Source organism: Levilactobacillus huananensis (assembly GCF_003946145.1).
GTDB classification, from domain to species: domain Bacteria; phylum Bacillota; class Bacilli; order Lactobacillales; family Lactobacillaceae; genus Levilactobacillus; species Levilactobacillus huananensis.
In genome coordinates this window covers 95,817-117,911 of record NZ_RHOC01000006.1, presented here as the reverse complement: position 1 = coordinate 117,911, position 22,095 = coordinate 95,817, and the positions used below count along the sequence as shown (strand labels likewise).

Below are 22,095 nucleotides of genomic sequence, written 5' to 3'. Positions count from 1 at the left end.
GTCAGCTTGTCAGCCGTTACTCGGATAGAAAAAGCCGCCCCACCATTGTGGGACGGCCTAAAATGCATTTATTTAACTTGATTACTTGCGGCGACTTTGCTTAGCGCGACGCACGGCCTTCCTCATAGCCCGTTCGCGAACGGCCTTTTCCTTGGCCTTTTCATCACGTTCGGCTTGAATCTTCCATGGGTTTTGCAACAACAACGTTTGACCGACTTGGAAAATGTAAGAAACGGTCCAATACAATGACAGTGACGAGGCCACGTTTAAGGCGGTAAAGAAGACCACCACGGGCATCCCGATAACCATCATCATATTCATGGAACTCGTCTCTGGTGCCGACTTGGTCGTTAACCACGAACTCAGGAACGTGGCAAAAGCCGCCAAGAATGGCAAGATGAAGTACGGGTCCTTGTGGCCCAATTGTAACCACAAGAAGGTCCCAGATCGCAGCACAGCTGTCCGCCAAATAGCTTGATACAATGCCCAAATGATTGGGAGTTGCACCACAGCTGGTAGACATCCCATTAAGGGATTAATGCCGGCTTCCGAATACAGCTTTTGCTGTTCGGTCTGCAACTGCTGCATAGTGTCACGGTCCCGTGACGAGTATTTCTTCTGTAAAGCTTTTAATTGGGGCTGAATTTCTTGCGTCTTCCGCATGCTTCGCGTTTGGAAAACCATCAGTGGCAGTAAAATGATCCGAATGATAATGGTAAAGATGATAATACCAACACCATAGTTTCCACCGAAGAAATGAGCCAACCAGATGATAGCACGCGAGAAGTTCAAGACGATTAAACCGTCCCAAATCCCGGTACTCTGATTCGTGATTGGCTTATTGCTACAAGCGGAAAGGATCAAAGTCAAGCCCACAATACCAAGCATCAGTAGGGTACGTTTGTACTTTTTCACGTTTATTCCTCACTATAGTTGGAATCCAGCAGTTTTGCCAGCTTCAGGACATGGATCAGGCTGTTCTTCGCATCGGGCATCGAGATGCCATCGGCACGCGGACGTGCGATAACTAGGAAATCCACATCCTGCTTGAGGTGCGGCTTCAGCTCGAGTAAACTCTGCCGAATCCGTCGTTTCACCCAATTCCGGTGAACGGCGTTTCCAATCTTCTTCCCGACCGAAATCCCAACCCGAAAATGCGGTTGATCCGGCTTCTCCATTGAATACACCACAAATTGCCGGTTAGCGACTGAATTTCTGGTTTCAAAGACCTGCTGAAATTCCGCTTCTTTCTTAATGCGGTAAGATTTTCGCATGGTGCATCTCCAAAATTCTCATATATGAACAGGCCGCGAGGGATTGGGGTCCCAGTCTCCTCGCAGATAAAATAAAAAGACCACTGACAGTCAGCGGCCTATGCAGACAATACTTTACGTCCTTTTTGACGACGACGTGCTAATACTTGACGGCCATTGCTAGTGCTCATGCGCTTGCGGAAGCCGTGTACACGTGAACGGTGACGTTTCTTTGGTTGGTAAGTGCGCTTCATCGTGACACCTCCTTGAAATTTTTAAATTTTTTTCATCCGGTTGACCCAGATAAATACTAAATGCATTTCCTGAACATATTAGCATAAATTTCGGCTGAATGAAACCGTTAGTTGAAAATATCCATAAAAAGTTGTCCCCGGATAAATTTGTTTCATGCACTTTGACTGTGGATAACTTGTGAATTCAGAAAAAGTTATGCCGGACTTTCCCACCTGGTTATCCACCAATCCACAGCCTGTTTATTTTCAAAAAAGCACGTCTGTTAATTCTGTGGATAACTTGTGAAACACTTATCGTTGAGCTATTCCTGTTCCACATTAAGCTGTGGATAATCTAAAATCACATTTATTATCCACAAGTTTTACCCTGCCTGTGGATAACTTTATTAACTCCCTGTGAAACAATTATGCACAGCATCCAATACCCTGTGGAAAACTTTTTTTCTTCATGCTACACTGGACTTACGTTTTCGTTTGGGCGACGTCCGTCCAAACCTACGATTACCATAATCTTAAATTTAGGGGGGCTACATCAGTGCCAGATATGTTAACTTTGTGGGCTGATATTACAAAATTACTCAAGCAAAACCTTGATCCAGCCACGTATGCGACCTGGATCGAAGCAGCTAAGCCAATTTCCCTCGTCGGTAACAAACTAACGTTGGAACTTCTTTCACCCCTACACCGTGACTACTGGACTCGGCGCCACCTCGATCAACAAGTCATCGAATACGCCTACCAGGTCACACATGAAGATATTCAACCTATTCTTGTCACGAAGAGTGAACTACAACCTGAGGTCTCCCGTAGTAAAACGGGCACCGGTGTTGTGACAGAGGAGCCTGGGGGCACTGATGCTCCCGACGCAACCCCCACTTTTATGAAGGAAAATGCGTTGAACCCACGCTACACATTCGATACCTTCGTGATCGGGAAGGGAAACCAAATGGCCCATGCGGCGGCCTTGGTTGTTTCTGAAGAACCCGGTGTTATGTACAATCCACTGTTCTTCTATGGAGGCGTTGGGTTGGGTAAGACCCACTTGATGCACGCCATTGGGAATAAGATGTTGGAAGATCATCCCGACACCAAGGTGAAGTACGTGACCAGTGAAGCCTTCACCAATGACTTCATTAACTCGATTCGGACACGAACTCAGGAACAATTTCGTCAGGAGTACCGTGATGTTGACCTCTTAATGGTTGATGATATCCAGTTCTTCGCCAATAAGGATTCGACCCAGGAAGAATTCTTCCATACTTTCAATTCCTTATATGACGACGGCCATCAGATCGTGTTGACTTCCGATCGCTTACCAAATGAGATCCCGAAGCTCCAAGATCGGCTGGTTTCTCGCTTCGCCTGGGGGTTGTCCGTGGACATCACGCCACCGGACCTGGAAACGCGGATCGCCATTCTCCGTAATAAGGTTGATGCCGACCAAATCGATGCTCCGGACGATACGCTCAGCTACATCGCCGGTCAAATCGACTCTAATGTGCGAGAACTAGAAGGCGCTTTGTCTCGCGTTCAGGCCTACCACAACCTAACGCATAAGCCAATCACAACTGATCTGGCAGCCGAGGCGTTGAAGAGTCTCAACCTGGCAAATGCCAACGATGCCATTACCATTCCGGTCATCCAAGACCGTGTGGCCAGTTACTTCCACATTTCAATGAAAGATTTAAAGGGGAAGAAACGTAAGAAGTCCATCGTGACGCCGCGCCAAATTGCCATGTACCTCTCGCGTGAGCTAACGGATGCCTCGTTACCTCGCATTGGGAACGAATTTGGTGGTAAGGACCATACCACGGTCATTCATGCCTACGACAAGATCGGCGACGCCCTAAAAACGGATCCCGAACTTCAAAAGGATATTGATGATCTAAAAGAAGAATTACGGCGCTAGTCATCGGCCGTCTCCAAGGACCTCTGAGTGGGGGTGTTCGAGGCGGTTTTTTGGCCCCAACTGCGGTATTATGGAAATGAACGCCACAGCGTGTGTGGATAAGAAAATAAAAGTCGACGAGTTTTCCACAAGTTATCCACAGGTGGAAAAGCACAGTCACACCATAGTTTCTCAAAGTTATCCACATTACCCACTGCGCTACTACTTCTTCTATCTTTTTTCTTTTAATTAAGTAAATTACGCACCAAGTAAAGGAGTGTCATCACTAATGAAATTTACGATTAACCGGGCAGCCTTCATTAAGGAACTGAACAACGTCTCCCGTGCCATCTCTTCTAAAACCACGATTCCCATTTTGACGGGACTCAAGATCGTCGCCAGTGACGCCGGCTTGCTTTTAACGGGGTCCAATGCCGATATCTCAATTGAAACGTTGATCAGAGCCGATGATCCGGATATTGGGTTAACGATTGACGAACCTGGTGCCATTGTGTTGACGGCACGGTTCTTCAGTGAAATCGTCAAGCGATTGCCAGAACAAACGATGACCCTTACCGTTAAGGATGGTTTCCAAACTGAAATCACCTCTGGATCTGCAGCCTTCAATATTAATGGACAGGATGCGAATAACTATCCGCATTTGCCAGAAATTGACGCCGCCGATTCTGTCGTGCTCTCAGGGGCCGTTTTTAAGGAACTCATTGGTCAAACGGTTATCGCCGTTTCTAATCAAGAAAGTCGACCAATCCTAACTGGGGTACATTTTGTCTTGGCTAATAACCAATTCCTAGCGGTCGCCACGGATAGTCACCGGTTGTCTCAACGGCAGATCGAATTACCAGATCCCACCGAAGCTGCCTTTGATGTCATCATCCCTGGGAAGAGTCTGACCGAATTGTCCCGGATGATTGGTGACGATGACAGTACCGTCAAGATGCAGTTCTCCGAAAACCAGGTTCTCTTCTTATTAGGTGACACCTCGTTCTACTCACGGTTGCTGGAAGGGAATTACCCTGATACATCGCGGTTAATCCCTAAGGAAGCTTCGACGACCGTTGAATTCGAAGCGCCAGAATTATTGGCCGCCGTCGAACGGGCCTCTCTGTTGTCCCATGAATCACGCAACAACGTGGTTAAGTTGACCTTGACTCCCGCCGAGAATCACGTGACAATCTTCAGTAATTCTCCCGATGTCGGAAATGTTGAAGAAGCCTTGGATCCTAAGGAATTGACGGGTGAAGACCTCGAGATTTCCTTTAACCCTGATTACATGAAGGATGCCCTCAGATCATTTGGTCAAACGACGATCAGAGTGGCCTTTACCTCCGCATTGCGGCCGTTTACCTTGGTGCCAACCGAGGATACTAGCAACTTCATTCAATTGATTACGCCGGTACGGACGTTCTAAAGTTAATCACCACAAAGTGTTGTCCCTGGGGGGCAACACTTTTTTATGTCTGATCGTGGATTTCGGCAATGGTCCAGTTATGAAAACGGGGGAAAGTAGGCGTCGATTTGGGGCGTTTAGAAGAGAATGCGCGCGCAAATAAGGGGACTCGGAAAAGAGAATCCGATTTAAGGTCGTCGAAACCACTAAAAAACAAATAATTCGCTAAAAGACCGTTATTTTTGAATCTGAGCAAATTTACCGTCTTTTTACCAAAAACATCAAAAACGTCCCAAATAGCCTCAGAACGCAAAAATAAAGGGGATCACCTGTACTTTTCCCTAAAAAGCGGTATAATAGAAGAGAAGAATATTAAGGGGTGAAATTGTGAAAAAAGACGTTTTCATTGAGACGCCCTACATTACTTTGGGCCAGTTACTCAAAGAAGAATCCGTCATCAGCACTGGTGGCCAAGCCAAGTGGTATTTACGAGAAAACACGGTAAATATCAACGATGAACCGGACAATCGGCGGGGTCGTAAGCTGTATCCTGGCGATACAGTGGCAGTACCTGAGGCAGGATTATTTTTTATACGCTCAAAGCAGGGTGAATAATGTATTTGCAAGAGTTGCAGCTGCAGCATTTTCGGAATTATCCCGAGGCCGATATTCGGCTGGGGCGGGGGATTAACGTCCTCCTCGGCGAAAATGCCCAGGGCAAGACCAATCTATTAGAGGCCATCTACGTGCTTGCGTTAACCCGCAGTCACCGGACAGCCAACGATCATGACTTGGTCAACTGGCAGGCCAAAACGGCCAAGGTCAGTGGTCGGGTTGTGAAGTCGGCGGGAACGGTGCCACTGGAGTTGACGTTCTCACGCCAGGGCAAACGTGCTAAAGTCAATCACCTTGAGCAGGCTCGGCTATCGCAATATGTGGGCCAGCTCAATGTGATTTTGTTTGCCCCGGAAGATCTCGCGATTGTCAAAGGCGCCCCGAGTATTCGGCGGCGGTTTATGGACATGGAGTTTGGCCAGATGAATCCGCGCTATTTGTATAATTTAAGCCAATATCGGACGCTGTTGAAGCAGCGAAATCGCTATCTGAAGGACCTGCAACACAAACAGAAGCGGGATCTGCTGTTCTTATCGGTGCTTTCCGATCAATTGGCGGCATATGGTGCGGAAATCATCGCCCAGCGGCTGCGGATGTTACATAAGCTGGAGCACTGGGCGCAGGTCATTCACGCCGAGATCTCCCAGCAACGCGAGACGCTGACGTTTCACTATGCCACCCAGGTACCCGATGAGGCATTAACTGATGTTAAGAGCATCCAGGTGGCCTTGAGTGCGTTATATGAGAAACAACGGGACAAGGAGCTTTACCAGGGGACAACGCTGGTGGGGCCCCATCGTGACGACTTGCATTTTCAGGTCAACGATAAGAATGTCCAGACGTTCGGGTCTCAGGGGCAACAACGGACAACGGCACTGAGTGTGAAGTTGGCCGAGATTGACCTTATGAAGGAGGAGACCGGGGAGTATCCGGTTTTGCTCTTAGATGATGTCCTTTCAGAATTGGATGACGCGCGGCAGACCCATCTGCTGACGGCCATTCAGGATAAGGTACAGACGTTTATCACCACCACCAGCCTAAGTGGGATTACCCGCCAGCTGATTAAGGACCCGACCATTTTTCACGTGGCCGATGGGACCGTGGTGGCCGATGGATCGCCCACTAGTGACGATTCGGCAACAAAGGAGGATTAAGCAGTGGCTGAAAAAGAACACGAAACCAAGGCGGAACGGGCAAGAGAATATGATGCCAGCCAAATCCAAGTTCTTGAGGGCTTGGAAGCGGTACGTAAACGCCCCGGAATGTATATTGGATCAACAAGTGCCCAAGGTCTTCATCACCTCGTGTGGGAAATCGTGGACAACGGGATTGACGAAGCCTTGGCTGGCTTTGCCGACGAAATTCACGTCACGGTGAACAAGGACAATAGTGTGACCGTGACCGATAACGGTCGTGGGATTCCTGTCGATATCCAAAAGAAGACGGGCAAGCCGGCTTTAGAAACGGTCTTTACGATCCTGCACGCCGGGGGTAAATTCGGCGGTGGCGGGTACAAGGTTTCCGGTGGTCTTCATGGGGTGGGGGCTTCCGTTGTAAACGCGTTGTCCACCGAATTGGATGCCCAGGTTATCCGTGACGGCAAGCGCTACTCGATCACCTTTGATCGAGGTCACGTGGTGAAGCCAATGACGGTTGTTGAAGAAGGATTGCCCAAGGAAAAACACGGCACCATTGTGCACTTCCTGCCGGATCCAGATATCTTCAGAGAAACGACTACCTTTGACATCAAGACGCTGACCACGCGGATTCGCGAGCTGGCCTTCTTGAACAAGGGTCTCCGGATTACAATCCGTGATGACCGGCCAGAAACACCAACTGAGGATGATTTCCACTATGAAGGTGGGATCCGTCACTATGTTGACTATTTGAATGAAAATAAAACGACGCTTTTTGAACCGCCAATCTACGTTGAAGGCGCCGAAAACGGAATTACGGTGGAAGTTGCCCTGCAGTACACGGATGACTACCATAACAACCTGTTGACGTTTACCAACAACATTCACACCTACGAAGGTGGGACTCATGAAGAAGGATTCAAACGGGCCTTAACGCGGGTTGTAAACGACTATGCGCGGACCAACAAGCTGATGAAGGACAATGAACCGAACTTAACCGGGGATGACGTCCGTGAAGGCTTGACAGCCGTGGTTTCTGTGAAGCATCCGGACCCACAATTTGAAGGTCAAACGAAGACCAAATTGGGGAACTCCGATGCCCGGACGGCCGTGGATCACACGTTTGCCGACCACTTTATGCGGTTCTTAATGGAACATCCTGATATCGCCCGTAAAGTGGTGGATAAGGGGACATTAGCCTCCAAGGCGCGGGTTGCCGCTAAGCGGGCCCGTGAAGTGACCCGGAAGAAGAGTGGGCTGGAAATCAGCAACCTTCCTGGGAAACTGGCCGATAACACGTCCAAGGATCCTTCGATTTCCGAATTGTTTATTGTCGAAGGGGATTCCGCCGGTGGGTCTGCTAAGCAGGGCCGTTCGCGGTTGACACAGGCAATCTTACCCATTCGAGGGAAGATTCTGAACGTGGAAAAGGCCTCGATGGACCGGATTCTGGCGAACGAAGAAATTCGTTCTCTGTTTACAGCCATGGGGACTGGATTTGGTGACGACTTTGACGTTGCTAAGGCCAATTATCACAAATTAATTATTATGACCGATGCCGATGTCGATGGGGCCCACATTCGGACTTTGTTATTGACACTGGTTTACCGTTACATGCGACCACTATTGGATGCCGGTTACGTTTACATTGCTTGCCCACCGCTCTATCGGGTGCGTCAAGGGAAGATGCAACGTTACTTGGATTCCGATGACGAATTAAAGGAATTATTAGGCCAATTACCACCCGCACCAAAGCCACAGATTCAACGGTACAAAGGGCTGGGTGAAATGGATGCCGAACAACTCTGGGAAACGACCATGAACCCCGAAAACCGGCGGCTCTTGCGGGTCGATGCCCAAGATGCCATCAATGCTGACCAAGTGTTTAGCATGTTGATGGGTGACAAGGTGGCACCTCGACGTGAATTTATCGAGGATAACGCGACCTTCGCCGAGTTGGATGTTTAGTGAAGAACGGAGGGTAAAGATTTGGCTGATCAAGACTATATAGGTCGGGTTACCGACGTTGACCTTTCACAAACCATGCGAACATCCTTCTTGGATTACGCAATGAGTGTGATTGTCCAACGGGCCTTACCTGACGTGCGGGACGGGTTAAAGCCCGTTCACCGTCGGATTCTGTACGATATGCATGAATTGGGCATTACGCCCGACAAGCCATTCCGGAAATCTGCCCGGATGGTTGGGGACGTCTTGGGGAAGTACCATCCCCATGGTGACTCCGCCGTGTACGAATCCATGGTACGAATGGCGCAGGACTTCTCATACCGCTACATGTTAGTAGATGGTCATGGGAACTTTGGGTCTGTCGATGGTGACGGAGCCGCCGCCATGCGGTATACCGAAGCGCGATTGAGTAAGATCGCGATGGAAATGCTGCGCGACATTAATAAAGATACGATTGATTTTCAAGATAATTACGATGGTTCCGAAAGAGAGCCCGTGGTGCTCCCATCACGTTTCCCTAACCTATTGGTTAACGGGGCGTCTGGGATTGCCGTGGGGATGGCCACGAACATTCCGCCGCATAACCTGACGGAAGTGATCAGTGCCCTGCACATCTTGATGAAGAACCCTGATGCCAGCTTGGCTGAGTTGATGGAGGCCTTACCAGGTCCCGACTTCCCAACCGGTGGGATCGTGATGGGGAAGGCTGCCATTCGCCGGGCTTATGAGACCGGGAAGGGCACCATTACCCTGCGTGCCAAGGTGGACATCGAAGAAGAAAAGAACGGTAAGCAACGGATTGTGGCCACGGAAATTCCATACATGGTCAACAAGGCTAAGCTGATCGAACGCATCGCCGAATTGGCCCGCGATAAGCGGATTGAAGGAATCACCGACGTTAACGATGAGACCGACCGAACCGGGATGCGGATCGTCATTGATGTTCGGCGTGACGCCAGTGCCGAGGTTATTTTAAATAATCTCTATAAGATGACGTTGATGCAGACCTCATTTGGGATCAACATGCTGGCCATCGTGAAGGGTGCCCCTAAGGTCCTAGGCTTAAAGGCCATTCTACAGTACTACCTGGACTTCCAGCTCGAAGTTATTCAACGGCGGACAGCCTTTGAATTGCGGAAGGCCGAAGCCAGAGCCCACATCCTGGAAGGGTTGCGGATCGCTCTGGACCACATCGATGCTATCATTACCATTATTCGGCAGTCTCAGACCGCCGAAGTGGCGAAGAATGAGTTGATGACCCGTTACAGTCTTTCCAACAAGCAATCGCAAGCCATTTTGGACATGCGGTTGGTTCGGTTGACCGGACTGGAACGTGAAAAGGTCGAAAAGGAATACAATGACGTCATGGCCAACATTAAGGACTACAAGGAAATCTTGGCGTCCCGTGAACGCCAACAGAGCATCATTTATGATGAACTGTTGGAGATTCAAAACAAGTTTGGGGACGATCGTCGAACTGAATTAATGGTCGGTGAAGTTCTGAGCTTGGAAGATGAAGACCTGATTGCTGAAGAAGATGTCATCATTTCACTCACACATAATGGGTATATCAAACGTTTACCAACGTCTGAATTCAAGGCTCAAAATCGTGGGGGTAAAGGGGTTCAAGGTATGGGTGTGCACGATGATGATTTCATCGAGCACCTCGTGGCGACCTCGACGCATGACATGCTGTTGTTCTTCACCAATGCCGGGAAAGTTTACCGGATGAAGGGGTATGAGATTCCTGAGTATGGTCGAACGGCCAAGGGAATTCCTGTTATTAACCTGTTGGGGATTAACAACAACGAGCACGTTCAGGCCGTGATTAACGTTTCGAATGCCGGGAAGAATGAAGAACGCGATCTGTTTTTCACTACCGTACAAGGGACGGTTAAGCGCACGCCAGTCGACGAGTTTGCCAATATTCGGAGTAACGGTCTGAAGGCCATTAACCTGAAGGAAAATGACGAATTAATCGACGTGTCGATCATTGATGACACGGCCAACATGATTATCGGGACCCATTTGGGCTACGCCGTTAGTTTTGCGGCCAAGGACGTCCGGTCGATGGGCCGTTCGGCTACCGGGGTTCGGGGAATTCGTCTCCGAGACCAGGATTATGTCATCGGTGCCAGTGTCTTGAAGCCAGATAGTCGCGTGTTTGTCATTTCCGAAAAGGGTTATGGGAAGCAAACGGCCGCCGAAGAATACCCAATTAAGGGTCGAGGCGGTAAGGGAATCAAGACCGTTAACGTCACCGCCAAGAACGGACCGTTAGCGGGATTGACCACCGTTGATGGTGATGAGGATATCATGCTGATCACTGACAAAGGGGTTATGATTCGCTTTAGCGCCGCGGATGTCTCCGAGACCGGTCGAGCAACCTTAGGGGTTCACCTGATTCGCTTAGGCGATGATGCCGAAGTTGCGACGATGGCCAAGGTGGCTAAGGAAGATGATGAAGCTGAGGATGCCTCTGCCGGAGATTCCGACAAGCCAGCCGATGAATCAACGACACCAGATTCCACAGAACCAACGACGCATTCTAAAGATTAACGAAGACAAGAGGCTCACTGCCAGATTGACAGTGAGCCTCTTTTTTGACCTTATTTTTTGAGTCGTTCTCGTAGCTGACGCTGTTTCTCAGCATCGATGCCGGCAAAGTTGAATCGAAAGGATCGCTTGTTGGTTCCGTAGATGGGACCGGGTTTGACCAGAATCTTTTGGGCTAGGAGTTGGTTAAAAATATCGGGATCGTCTTGCGTAACCCACAGATAGAAACCGCCCTTAGGTACGGTGAATCGCCAGTCGGGGCGGTATTTTCGGAAGATGGCGGTGACCTGATCGCGGCGCTGGGATAGCTGATCGGTCAATTTGGCAATCTCAGGCTCGAATGAGGGATTGTTGAGGGCCAAATTGGCCATAACCTGGGCCAACATGCTTGGTATGATGTCGAGTTTCTTTTGGACCTGCAGGAGGCGTTGACCGATGGCTTGTGGCGCCACGATCCAGCCGATCCGAGTACTTGAACCTAGAAGTTTAGAGAGTGAGCTCAGATAGATGACGTTTTCGGGAGCCAGAGACTTAAAAGTTGGGACCTCGTCTTGCTTGGCGACGAGCCAGCCAAAGACGTCGTCCTCGACAATGGGGATTTGGTAGCTCTGGCATAGTTTTAAGATGCGCTGTCGTTGTTCCAAGGTCAGAATGCTACCAGTCGGGTTCTGAAAGGTCGGATTAAGAATCAGCAACTTGATCCGGTGCTTTAAGATGGCGTCTTCGAGGGCCTGGAGATCCAGGCAATTTGAGGTTAAGGGGACGGGATAGGTATGAATTCCCGTGGCCTGAAAGATAGCACTCGAGTTGAAGTAGGATGGGCGGGCGAAGGCCACGGCATCCCCGACCTGCAGGAGACTTCTGAGCACCAATAGGAGTGATTGTTGGGCTCCACCAGCGATGATCAGGGTCTGATTGGCCAGGTGAAATTGTTTCTTATCGGTGTGAATTTGGCCAATGGTATGGATTAGTGGCTGATAACCCGCGTCCTGTTCCTGCTTTTGGGCTAGGAGAAAGCCATGCCAGTCCAATTGTAGCGCCCCCAGTTCGGGGATGAGACCTATGGGCAGTTCATTGGCAGCCCCGTCGATCAGGGTCCCGTGGTCCAACGCTCTGGCCTGCAAGAGGCGTTGTTGGTAAGCCTGATCACCGCGAGATTCCGTGTTCTCCAAGAAGAAATTCCAATTCACCTTGTCGGCCTGACTGGCAATTTGGGGGAGTGTGGAAACATAGGTCCCACTCCCGGTCTTTTTGATAAGGAGACCATTGGCCGTTAACTCCAGAAAAGCTCGGGTGACCGTGGACCGGTCGACCTTTAAGAGTTGAGCCAGCTCTCGTTCGGCTGGGAGCCGTTGTCCTGGCAGGAGCTTATCGTCTTCAATGAGGCGCTTGATGAGCTGCGTAATGGCGCGGTACTTGGGTTTAATGGGCGGTAGATCCGCATACCAGTTAATCATGGCAAATCCCTCCAGTTAGTTTCCTTCAGTATAATAATTGGCTGGATTAAAAACAAGCCAATTGGCTGTTGCGATCCCATCGTGAAGGGGCAATACTAGAGAGTGTTGGAGGGAGCGCTCATGGAAAATGTTTTAACCATTGCTGGTTCGGATAGCTTGGCAGGCGGCGGTATCGAAGCCGATCTCAAGACATTCGAAGAGCTAAATGTGTTTGGGCTTAGCGCGCTGACGAGCGTGGCCAGCATCACCCCCGCGGGAGTGAATCTAAGCCAAATTCCACCGACCGTCATTGGGCAGCAGTTGACGTCCATTTTGAGTCAACTGCCAGTCCGCTTTGCCAAAACGGGACTCTTGGGTAGTCAGGCGGCATTAATGATGGTCTGCGACAAGTTACAAGCCACTAAGATCAAGTTGGTGGTCGATCCCGTCCTGGTCTTCAAGGAGGGCGAGACACAGCTACAGACGACTTACATAGACGCAATGACCCATAACTTATTGCCTCTTGGTTACGTGACAACGCCAAACTTGGATGAAGCGCGCCAGCTGAGTGGCCTCGCTACTATCACGACTAAAGATCAGATGCGTGAAGCCGCGTTGTGGATTCAGGCCTTTGGTTGTCCTAATGTCGTGATTAAGGGCGGTAGCCGCCTCGCTGGTGACGTGGCTCTGGATTATCTTCGCGCCGGGGATAAGGATTACTGGTTCACGGGACCGAAGATTGACCGCCAGACTACGGACGGTGCCGGTTGTACCTTCTCGGCGGCCATTACCGCTGAGTTGGCAAACGGGCAGTCATTACCCGCTGCGGTCGCCGCGGCCAAGACATTCGTTCGGTTAGGCATTACCCACGGCGTAGCGATCAGTGAAACGCTCGGGAGCGTGTGGCAAGGGGCAAGCCGACAGGAGGAAACAAAATGAAAAAGGCAAAGGATCCAATTAAACAGATGACGTTAACTGCGGTGCTGACGGCGATGACGGTAGCCATGTCGCTACTGGTTATCATCCCCGTTCCAGCAACGAAGGGATTTGTGACGCTTTGTGAAGTGGGTATTTATGCGACGGCAATTCTCTTTGGGAATCCTATGGGGGCTGTCGTTGGGGGGACAAGTGGTTTTCTGATTGACCTGTTGTCCGGTCATCCTGAATGGTGCCTGTTCTCACTCGTCATTCACGGGGCACAAGGGGCCGCTGTTGGCTTCCTCACCCCTAAACACAAAACGCTCAAAACAACTATTTTTCCTTTATTAGTTGGAAGCGTTATTATGATAGTTGGGTACTACTTTGCGACCGCCTTACTTTTTGGTTGGGCAGCCGGATTGGCCTCGATCTTTGGTAACATCGTTCAAGTCGGGTTTGGGATGGTCGTAACACTTTCCATCGTGGAAAGTCTTGTGAAATTCAAGCCTAATTTAGTTTAAGGAGTGACATTTGATGGCAGTAGATACAAGTAAAATTGAAGCTGACCTGAACGTCATTGTTTCTGACGTTTTGGATGCAGCTCACTTACGTAAAGGTGATTTGTTTGTTCTGGGATGCTCAACCAGTGAAGTTGTTGGTGGGCACATTGGTAAGGACTCCAATCCCGCAGTAGGAATGGCGATTATCAAGACCTTAGTCGACAAGTTACGCCCACTGGGCATTCACTTGGCGGTACAAGGGTGTGAACACATCAACCGGAGCTTGGTGGTCGAACGCGAAGTTGCGGAAAAGAATCACTTTGAGATTGTCACGGTTGTGCCAGCTTTACATGCTGGTGGGGCTGCCTCAATCGCTGCCTTCAAGCAGTTTAAGGATCCCGTTGAAGTTGAACATGTTGTGGCCCAAGCCGGCCTCGACATTGGAGACACGGCCATTGGCCAACATGTCAAGTTCGTTCAGGTTCCGGTACGGCCTTCATTGAAGGAATTGGGTGGTGCTCACGTGACGGCCTTACGTTCTCGTCCTAAGTACGTTGGTGGCCCTCGGGCAAATTACGATCCAATCAAATAATTAAGTTAGAAGAACGGCGCAAGTCGTTCTTTTTTTGTGAGCTTGGCAGAAAGAACCGTTTAGAGGGCCATAACGGCCGTAGGTTAACGGTTAACGGCGCTTTCGATTAAACCGGGAGGTCGATGGGCTCACGGCGCTGAGAGTGGTCGTGAGCCCAGATTCTGACGTAACGACCTTTCTTTTAAAAAAGTTTTGGGGATTTAAAAATAACGGGCAGTAAAATCCGGAATTAACCCTGTAACGTAACCAACACCCATCGGTCGGCCCCGATTTGCTTAACATTTCTGTTTATGCTATACTACTAGCTTGTGAGTATCTGGCTTACGCTAGTGTCTCTCCTTGCTTCCGCATTGTAGCGGGGGCCTGAAGTCCATAAGGAGGTGTAATGATTCATGGAAACTACTAAATACGAAATTACCTACATCATTCGTCCAGATCTTGACGATGGCGCAAAGACCGCTTTGGTTGAACGCTTTGACAAGGTTATCACGGACAACGGTGCAGAAGTGATCGGTTCAAAAGACTGGTCCAAGCGTCGTTTTGCTTACGAAATCGGTGGCTTTAACGAAGGTATTTACCACATTATCACGGTAAACGCTTCTGATGACGAAGCTTTAAACGAATTCGACCGTTTAGCTAAGATCAATGACGGTATCTTACGTCACATGATCGTTAAGCGCGAAGATTAATTTAACTACAGACTTATAAATTTGAGAGGAGTTATTCAGCAATGATCAACCGAGTAGTACTTACTGGCCGACTGACACGGGATGTTGAGTTACGTTATACCCAAGGCGGTGCTGCTGTTGCCACATTTACTTTGGCCGTTGATCGGCGGTTCACCAACCAGCAAGGTGAGCGGGAAGCTGATTTCGTTAGTTGTGTCATTTGGCGCAAATCCGCGGAAAATTTTGCGAACTATATGCACAAGGGGTCTCTTTGTGGCATTGAAGGCCGCATCCAAACCCGGAACTACGAAAACCAGCAGGGTCAACGAGTTTACGTGACTGAAGTTGTCGTCGAGAACTTTTCGTTCTTGGAACCACGTTCGAGCAATCGTAACGCGAACGCCAACGGTGGAAATGAAAACTACGGTGCACCCGTGAATAATGCTCCTCAGAATCAGAATCAAAATGCCAATCCATTTACGAGTGGGAACCCAACGTCGAGTGCCCCAACTCAAAATCAGAATCCAAGACCGACAACGCCAAATCAGAACGCCGGCAGCAATGCTAGCGACCCATTTGCGAATACCGGGGATTCAATTGACATTTCCGATGATGATTTACCGTTCTAAACACTAAAAAACGAGGAGGGAATTTCTCATGGCAGGACAACGTCGTGGCGGCCGTCGCCGTCGTAAGGTTGACTTTATTGCAGCCAACCACATCGAATACATTGATTACAAAGATACTGACTTATTACGTCGGTTTATCTCCGAACGGGGTAAGATCTTACCTCGCCGGGTTACTGGCACTAGTGCCAAGAACCAACGGAAGTTAACTATCGCTATCAAGCGTTCACGGATCATGGGCTTAATGCCATTTATCGGTGAAGAATAGTTTTTAAAAGCCATCCCTGCGGGGATGGCTTTTTTTAGCTTAAAAATGGGCTAGCGTATTCACTGGAAGATTGCGACAGGAAAGGGTGGGTGGTTATGCAATCGCGTTTGATCCCTAGTCTTTCGTTTACCAGTGCCAAGGAAGCCCCTCGCATATTATCAAGAGGTCTTCGGTGCACAAGATGTCTATCGCTTCAGTCCCAGTGCCGAACAGGCCAGCCAGGGTTACCGGACGACGCTGACTTGGAAGCGATGGCGATTCATGTCGGGTTCAGTGTTCTGGAAACCAGTTTGCAATGCGCTGATGCCTTTCGTGGGACACCAATACCTAGCAACCAGGTTGATCTCATCTTGGATGTCAATGCGGCTGATGCTACTAGCGCGGCAGCTGCCAATGCCTTCTATCAATGCGTGGTGGCTTCCCAAACAGTTATCATGGAGATACCCTTTGAACGGCAGTTTTGGGGTGGCAAAATGGGACATTTCACCGATCGCTATGGGATTTCCTGGATACTTCACGTGATGTCTTGGCGTCAGATTAAGGACCCCACAGCACAATAAATTAGATTGAAAAAGGCGCTGAACACGGGGGATCAGCACCCTTTGTAGACTCACTGTGCGTAGTGTTGAATGAGAGTAACCAGAGTTGCTGTGGCATTGGACAAGCCCACTCGGTCATTGTAGTAGCTGGTAAAACGGTCATCGCTCAGGTAGAGTTCGGCCAGGCCACGATGGGTAGCCGGTGAGTAATTGTTCCACGTGAAACATAACCAAGTTTTGTGGTCATCGAAGACTTGGCGAGCCAAGTCACTGGTCATGTCACCAGACTGGGCCACGGTCTTGAGATTGGTGAGCAGCCGTTGCTCACAGGTTTGCATCGCCTGGTAGTCAATCTCGCTGAGTGCGGCAAATCGACGTTGACTGGCAGCCACCGATGCTGTGCCGTAGCGCTCACGAGCTTCCTGACCAAACTCACGATCATTTGTGGTGAGCTGTTGTTGCTTAAAGGCACTGAATTTTTCTGAATCCGTCATTTGCGGACCTCCATTTCTGGCCGCTAGGGTGCGGTCCAGGGTAGTCAGCAGCGTTGTGAGGTGGTCCCGTTCATCCAGCAAGCGTTGGCGTTGTTGGGCAAGGGCCGCCGTTTGCCGGGCTGACGACTGGTCCAGAAGTTCCTGAATGGCGGTGAGACTGAAGCCAAACAATTGAAAATAACGGATCATTTGTAACCGGTCGACGGCCCTGGCGTCGTATTCGCGGTAACCATTTTGAGGATTGCGTTTCGCTGGTAACAGACCAATCTGATCGTAATACCGTAGGGTGCGTGGACTGACCTTAGCCAGGCGCGCCAGTTCTTGAATGCTGGTCGTCATGGGCTCCCCCTCCTTTCGTGCTTACAACCTACTATAAGGGTTACCGTCGCGTCAAGGTCAAGTCAAAATAGAAAATAGAATAAATCGGATTCATCCCCGCCACGTTAAGGTTTCATCCGGTTAGCCGGGTCTTTGTGATTGTCACCGAATGTGATAAAATAAGGGTATTATTTGTAACTTTTAAGCCCGCTAATTTTCAGAAGCTGTTTTAGTGGGTGAACACAAATTTTTCCAGATGAATCAGATGAGGAGCAAAATGAATAAATTATTTTCGCGATCCAACATCCCCGAATTCTTACAGAATCGGCGCTTGCGCGGTATCGCTATTATGACCGCTGCTCTGGCCATCCTCGGTATTGTCTTATCCTTCCTTTTGAATTGGATCTTTGGGATTGTCATTCTAGTTCTAGTAGGGATTGCCACGCTGGTTGTGTTCAATACCATGGCGGAGATTGGTGACGACACCACGCAATATATTTCCGACCTGGCATTTCGCATTCAGCAAGGAGAGCAAGAGGCCTTACTACGCATGCCACCGGGTGTGATGATTCTGGGGGACAATGACCAAGTGGAATGGGTCAATCCCTACCTGCAGAATTACTTTGGGGACACCGATGTTTTGAGTCGGCCCATTAAAGAGGTCGACCCTGAGCTGGCAAATCTGATTAGCACGGCCGAACCGCAGACGATGACCACGATTAAGTGGCAGGACCAGCGGTTTACGATGTATGTGCAACCGGATTTTCATGCCGTCTACCTGTATGACATCACGCATTATCAGTTGATTCAAGAACAGTACGACAACGAAAAGATCGCTATCGGCCAAATCTTCTTGGACAACTACGATGAGATTACCCAGTCGATGACTGACCAGGATATTTCCAATCTACGAAACTACGTGACCAATGAGCTGTCGGCCTGGGTTCAGCAGTTTGATATGTATCTCAAGCAACTGGATGATGACCATTACTTCATTCTGGCCTACGCTAAGTCGCTGGCCGCGATTGAAGCCGATAAATTCAAGATTCTTGATACGATCCGCGAGACGACGTCTAAGCAAAACTTCCCCTTGACCTTGAGTATGGGGATTGCTTACGGCGATCCGAACCTGAACAAACTGGCCGACCAGGCTCAAAGTAATCTGGACCTGGCACTGGGTCGGGGTGGAGACCAAGTCGTGGTCAAAGCTGCTGACCAGGCTGCCCGCTACTATGGGGGAAAGACCAACCCGATGGAGAAACGAACGCGGGTCCGCGCACGGATGATCTCACAAGCCCTGCAAGAGCTGATGAACGAGTCCGACCAGATCTTTGTTCAGGGACATTCGCAACCTGACATGGACTCCTTGGGAGCTTGTCTAGGGATTCGACGGATTGCCAAGATGAACAACAAGACCTGTTGGATTGTCTTGGATAAGGAAACGGTCCACTCCGATGTTCAGCGGTTGCTGGACAACCTGAAGGCTTATCCGGCCATCGATGCCGCCATCATTTCGCCGGAAGAGGCCTTGGAGAAGGCCACCGACCAGAGTATGTTACTGATGGTGGATCATTCGAAGCCATCGATTTCCATTTCATCAGCGCTCTATGACCGGTTGGAAAACCGTGTGATGATCATTGACCATCACCGGCGAGGCGAAGAGTTCCCTGAAAACCCATTGTTGGTCTACATCGAACCATACGCGAGCTCCACTTGCGAACTGATTACCGAAATGTTTGAATATCAGTCGCAAGAGGGTGAGCCGATTAACAAGCTGGAAGCTACGGCTATGCTGGCGGGGATCTTCGTGGATACCAAGCACTTCTCGTTACGGACCGGGACGCGAACCTTTGACGCCGCCAGTTACCTCCGTTCTGCGGGGGCCGATGCCGTCGAGATGCAGCGTTACATGAAGGAAAATGTTGATAGTTATCTGAAACGCAACCACCTAATTGAGATGGTGGAGTTTGTGAATGAAGACATGGCCCTGATTGCTGGTGAAGAGGATCAGACCTACGATCCCGTCACCGCTGCTCAGGCCGCCGATGACCTCCTGAATATGTCCGGCGTGGATGCCTCGTATGTCATCACACGCAGAGATGATGGCCGTGTCGGAATTTCCGCCCGGTCGTTGGGCGAGATTAACGTCCAGCTCACCATGGAAGCCATGGGCGGAGGGGGTCACCTGTCTAACGCGGCGACCCAGATTAGCGACAAGTCTGTCACTGAGGTTAAACAACAGCTGATTGAATTGCTCAACCACAGTGGCGAACCGGAACCGGCCACCACATAGTTAATTGATTCTGGTGGCGTTTCGGCGTAGGATTAAAGTTAGCATATTAAATGAGGAGTGAGCGACGTGAGAGTTATTTTTACCAAAGATGTCCGGGGTAAGGGTAAGCGCGGAGAGATTAAGAACGTTCCCGATGGCTACGCCCAAAACTTCCTGATTAAGCGGGGATTGGCCAAAGAGGCTAATCAAGCTGCCATGAGTCAACTCAAAGCCGAAAAAAATGCGGAAGACCGACGCGAAGCAGAGAATTTAGCTGAAGCCAAGGAACTTCAAAAGCATTTGGAAGACGACAAGACAGTGGTTGAAATCGTCGCTAAGGCTGGGGAAGATGGCCGGCTATTTGGCTCGATTCCTAGCAAGCAAATTACGCAAGCTCTTCAAAAGCAATTTGGTTTGAAGCTTGACAAGCGTAAGGTGGAACTGCCAGAACCCATTCGGGTTTTGGGTTACACGAACGTTCCCGTGAAGTTACACAGCCAAGTGACCGCAAAAATTCGGGTTCACGTGGCGCAAAAGTAGGACAATAACAATGAGAGGTCGCCGAGTACGGTGGCCTTTTTATTTACCTGTCAGTGACGTGGGAAACTCGGGTTACTTTTCCCCTTGGCTTGTCATACTATGGTAAAATAGAAACCTGATGTTGAACCGTCGTCCAATAAAGAGGTAAATAACCAAGCATGGATAATAACGTATTAACAGACCATACACCACCACAGAACCTCGATGCCGAAAAGGCGGTCCTCGGGGCCATCTTTTTGAGTACCGACGCGTTGGTGGATGCGTTAGAATTTTTAGAGCCGGAAGACTTTTATCGTCGCGAACACCAGCTTATTTTTCAGGCGATGATCGATCTTAACGACCGGGATGAAGCCATTGATGTGGTGACGATCACGGATCGACTGACAGCTAAGAATCAGTTGGATGACGTGGGTGGCATTACCTATATCGCCGAGTTAGCGGGAGCCGTACCGACCGCTGCTAACGCCACGTACTATGCCAAAATTGTCCAGGAGAAGTCCCTGTTACGTAAGCTGATTCAGACGGCAACGAACATCGCCACGCAGGGGTATCAACAAGACGGTGATGTCACCGACCTCCTCGATAATGCCGAACGCGATATCATGAACGTGGCGGAGACGCGGAATCAATCGGGATTCAAGCCAATCCGCGACGTGTTGAACAACTCCTTTGAAGAAATTAACAAACTCTCCGAACAAGGAGACGTGATTACCGGGCTGTCGACGGGTTATGCCGAGTTAGACAAGATGACCACGGGGCTTCACGACGATGAATTGATGATTCTCGCCGCTCGGCCTGCCGTGGGGAAGACCGCCTTTGCTCTGAATATCGCCCAGAACGTGGGGACCAAGACCGACAAGACCGTGGCTATTTTCAGTTTGGAAATGAGTGCGGAGTCTTTGGTTAACCGGATGTTGTGTGCGGAAGGGTCGATTGACGCCAATCACTTGCGGACGGGGCAACTCTCCGAGGATGAATGGCAAAACCTGATCGTTGCCATGGGAAGTCTGGCGAAGGCCAGCATCTATATCGATGATACTGCCGGGAATAAGATTACCGAAATCCGGGCCAAATGTCGTCGGCTCGCTAAGGAAAAGGGCAATCTTGGGCTCATCGTGATTGATTACCTGCAACTGATTGAAGGGACCAACCACGAAAGTCGGCAACAAGAAGTTTCCGATATTTCACGACAATTAAAGAAGCTTGCCAAGGAACTCCACGTCCCAGTCATTGCGTTGTCTCAACTCTCTCGGGGAGTGGAACAGCGGCAAGATAAGCGGCCAGTGTTGTCCGATATTCGTGAGTCCGGGTCAATTGAACAAGATGCCGATATCGTGTCGTTCCTATACCGTGACGATTATTACGAACGTGACGGGGATGAAGATGATAATAATGACAGCGACCCCCGTGACGAGGGTGACCAGGACGTGGGAGAAGTCGAAGTCATTATTGAAAAGAACCGTTCGGGTCCACGAGGAACAGTCAAATTGCTCTTCGTAAAGTCATATAATAAGTTTTCATCGGTGGCTTATGTGCCGGATGGCCACTAAATCAAGTTGAATTGAACTCATTTAGCCCCGTAATCATGAAGATTACGGGGCTAATTAGCAATTAAATAGTGTTTATGCGCAAAATTCATAGTGGCGTGCCAAAAAGTTCACATTTTCATCATATTTTCCGATTAGTATGGTCAGTATAGAAGTTAACCGAGTGGTTGCTTCTACCAAAGATTAACAATCTTTTTTCATGTACTCCTCCTCCCCTGGAATAATGAAAAAATAGTTAACGTCATTCTTATAAATGACGTTACCCCTACTCCGATGATCATCGCTTTCCCCGAGCGGTG

The 22,095-nt window shown here is 49.5% G+C and carries 21 protein-coding genes; 16 read left to right on the top strand and 5 right to left on the bottom strand.

What is annotated here, in order from left to right; translation table 11 throughout:
* Nucleotides 1-81: 81 nt before the first annotated feature.
* From yidC to rpmH, 3 genes are all read right to left on the bottom strand, one after another.
* The gene (yidC, locus tag EKM71_RS06685) at nucleotides 82-915 is read right to left on the bottom strand and encodes a membrane protein insertase YidC (protein WP_225418004.1); all 834 of its coding nucleotides are present in this window, start codon (nucleotides 913-915) and stop codon (nucleotides 82-84) included.
* 2 nt (nucleotides 916-917) lie between these two features.
* The gene (gene rnpA / locus EKM71_RS06680) at nucleotides 918-1,274 is read right to left on the bottom strand and encodes a ribonuclease P protein component (protein WP_125573842.1); all 357 of its coding nucleotides are present in this window, start codon (nucleotides 1,272-1,274) and stop codon (nucleotides 918-920) included.
* Between the two features lie 98 nt (nucleotides 1,275-1,372).
* Nucleotides 1,373-1,507, bottom strand: coding sequence for a 50S ribosomal protein L34 (rpmH, locus tag EKM71_RS06675; protein WP_011668979.1), 135 nt, complete (start codon nucleotides 1,505-1,507; stop codon nucleotides 1,373-1,375).
* A 535-nt stretch (nucleotides 1,508-2,042) separates the two neighbouring features.
* On the opposite strand from rpmH, the gene dnaA reads away from it, so the two are divergent.
* The 6 genes from dnaA (at nucleotide 2,043) to gyrA (ending at nucleotide 11,081) form a co-directional block, all read left to right on the top strand.
* Nucleotides 2,043-3,416 (top strand): chromosomal replication initiator protein DnaA, encoded by a 1,374-nt coding sequence (gene dnaA / locus EKM71_RS06670; RefSeq protein WP_125573841.1) that lies wholly within the window; start codon nucleotides 2,043-2,045, stop codon nucleotides 3,414-3,416.
* A gap of 268 nt (nucleotides 3,417-3,684) precedes the next feature.
* Nucleotides 3,685-4,824, top strand: coding sequence for a DNA polymerase III subunit beta (gene dnaN, locus EKM71_RS06665; protein WP_125573840.1), 1,140 nt, complete (start codon nucleotides 3,685-3,687; stop codon nucleotides 4,822-4,824).
* Between the two features lie 366 nt (nucleotides 4,825-5,190).
* On the top strand, nucleotides 5,191-5,418 hold the full coding sequence (gene yaaA, locus EKM71_RS06660) for a S4 domain-containing protein YaaA (protein WP_125573839.1): 228 nt from the start codon (nucleotides 5,191-5,193) through the stop codon (nucleotides 5,416-5,418).
* Nucleotides 5,418-6,572, top strand: coding sequence for a DNA replication/repair protein RecF (recF, locus tag EKM71_RS06655; protein ID WP_125573838.1), 1,155 nt, complete (start codon nucleotides 5,418-5,420; stop codon nucleotides 6,570-6,572). The genes yaaA and recF overlap by 1 nt, the downstream gene beginning before the upstream one ends.
* A 3-nt stretch (nucleotides 6,573-6,575) precedes the next feature.
* On the top strand, nucleotides 6,576-8,522 hold the full coding sequence (gyrB, locus tag EKM71_RS06650) for a DNA topoisomerase (ATP-hydrolyzing) subunit B (RefSeq protein WP_125573837.1): 1,947 nt from the start codon (nucleotides 6,576-6,578) through the stop codon (nucleotides 8,520-8,522).
* Between the two features lie 75 nt (nucleotides 8,523-8,597).
* Complete coding sequence (gyrA, locus tag EKM71_RS06645) at nucleotides 8,598-11,081, top strand: DNA gyrase subunit A (protein WP_404819416.1); 2,484 nt, start codon at nucleotides 8,598-8,600, stop codon at nucleotides 11,079-11,081.
* A gap of 50 nt (nucleotides 11,082-11,131) precedes the next feature.
* Here gyrA and EKM71_RS06640 read toward each other — a convergent pair whose 3' ends face one another.
* Entirely contained in the window at nucleotides 11,132-12,535 is a 1,404-nt protein-coding gene (locus EKM71_RS06640; protein ID WP_125573835.1) for an aminotransferase-like domain-containing protein, read from the bottom strand.
* 120 nt (nucleotides 12,536-12,655) lie between these two features.
* Here EKM71_RS06640 and thiD point away from each other — a divergent pair, with 120 nt between their 5' ends.
* From thiD to EKM71_RS06605, 7 genes are all read left to right on the top strand, one after another.
* A complete protein-coding gene (thiD, locus tag EKM71_RS06635) occupies nucleotides 12,656-13,453 on the top strand; it encodes a bifunctional hydroxymethylpyrimidine kinase/phosphomethylpyrimidine kinase (RefSeq protein ID WP_125573834.1) in 798 nt (265 codons plus the stop codon).
* Nucleotides 13,450-13,953, top strand: coding sequence for an ECF transporter S component (locus EKM71_RS06630; RefSeq protein WP_125573833.1), 504 nt, complete (start codon nucleotides 13,450-13,452; stop codon nucleotides 13,951-13,953). The genes thiD and EKM71_RS06630 overlap by 4 nt, the downstream gene beginning before the upstream one ends.
* A 13-nt stretch (nucleotides 13,954-13,966) precedes the next feature.
* A complete protein-coding gene (locus EKM71_RS06625; RefSeq protein ID WP_125573832.1) occupies nucleotides 13,967-14,524 on the top strand; it encodes a TIGR01440 family protein in 558 nt (185 codons plus the stop codon).
* A gap of 392 nt (nucleotides 14,525-14,916) precedes the next feature.
* The gene (rpsF, locus tag EKM71_RS06620; protein WP_125573831.1) at nucleotides 14,917-15,213 is read left to right on the top strand and encodes a 30S ribosomal protein S6; all 297 of its coding nucleotides are present in this window, start codon (nucleotides 14,917-14,919) and stop codon (nucleotides 15,211-15,213) included.
* A 41-nt stretch (nucleotides 15,214-15,254) separates the two neighbouring features.
* Nucleotides 15,255-15,821: a single-stranded DNA-binding protein gene (gene ssb, locus EKM71_RS06615; RefSeq protein WP_057878212.1), complete on the top strand. Its 567-nt coding sequence runs from the start codon at nucleotides 15,255-15,257 to the stop codon at nucleotides 15,819-15,821.
* 28 nt (nucleotides 15,822-15,849) lie between these two features.
* Entirely contained in the window at nucleotides 15,850-16,086 is a 237-nt protein-coding gene (rpsR, locus tag EKM71_RS06610) for a 30S ribosomal protein S18 (RefSeq protein ID WP_057878211.1), read from the top strand.
* Between the two features lie 242 nt (nucleotides 16,087-16,328).
* Nucleotides 16,329-16,646 (top strand): VOC family protein, encoded by a 318-nt coding sequence (locus EKM71_RS06605; RefSeq protein ID WP_225418003.1) that lies wholly within the window; start codon nucleotides 16,329-16,331, stop codon nucleotides 16,644-16,646.
* A gap of 50 nt (nucleotides 16,647-16,696) precedes the next feature.
* Here EKM71_RS06605 and EKM71_RS06600 read toward each other — a convergent pair whose 3' ends face one another.
* The gene (locus EKM71_RS06600; RefSeq protein WP_125573830.1) at nucleotides 16,697-17,458 is read right to left on the bottom strand and encodes a MerR family transcriptional regulator; all 762 of its coding nucleotides are present in this window, start codon (nucleotides 17,456-17,458) and stop codon (nucleotides 16,697-16,699) included.
* Nucleotides 17,459-17,714: 256 nt separating this feature from the next.
* On the opposite strand from EKM71_RS06600, the gene EKM71_RS06595 reads away from it, so the two are divergent.
* The 3 genes from EKM71_RS06595 (at nucleotide 17,715) to dnaB (ending at nucleotide 21,799) form a co-directional block, all read left to right on the top strand.
* Complete coding sequence (locus EKM71_RS06595) at nucleotides 17,715-19,730, top strand: DHH family phosphoesterase (protein ID WP_125573829.1); 2,016 nt, start codon at nucleotides 17,715-17,717, stop codon at nucleotides 19,728-19,730.
* Nucleotides 19,731-19,796: 66 nt separating this feature from the next.
* Nucleotides 19,797-20,249, top strand: a complete 453-nt coding sequence (rplI, locus tag EKM71_RS06590) for a 50S ribosomal protein L9 (protein ID WP_125573828.1) — start codon at nucleotides 19,797-19,799, stop codon at nucleotides 20,247-20,249.
* Nucleotides 20,250-20,407: 158 nt separating this feature from the next.
* Nucleotides 20,408-21,799 (top strand): replicative DNA helicase, encoded by a 1,392-nt coding sequence (dnaB, locus tag EKM71_RS06585; protein WP_125573827.1) that lies wholly within the window; start codon nucleotides 20,408-20,410, stop codon nucleotides 21,797-21,799.
* The last annotated feature ends 296 nt before the right edge of the window (nucleotides 21,800-22,095 follow it).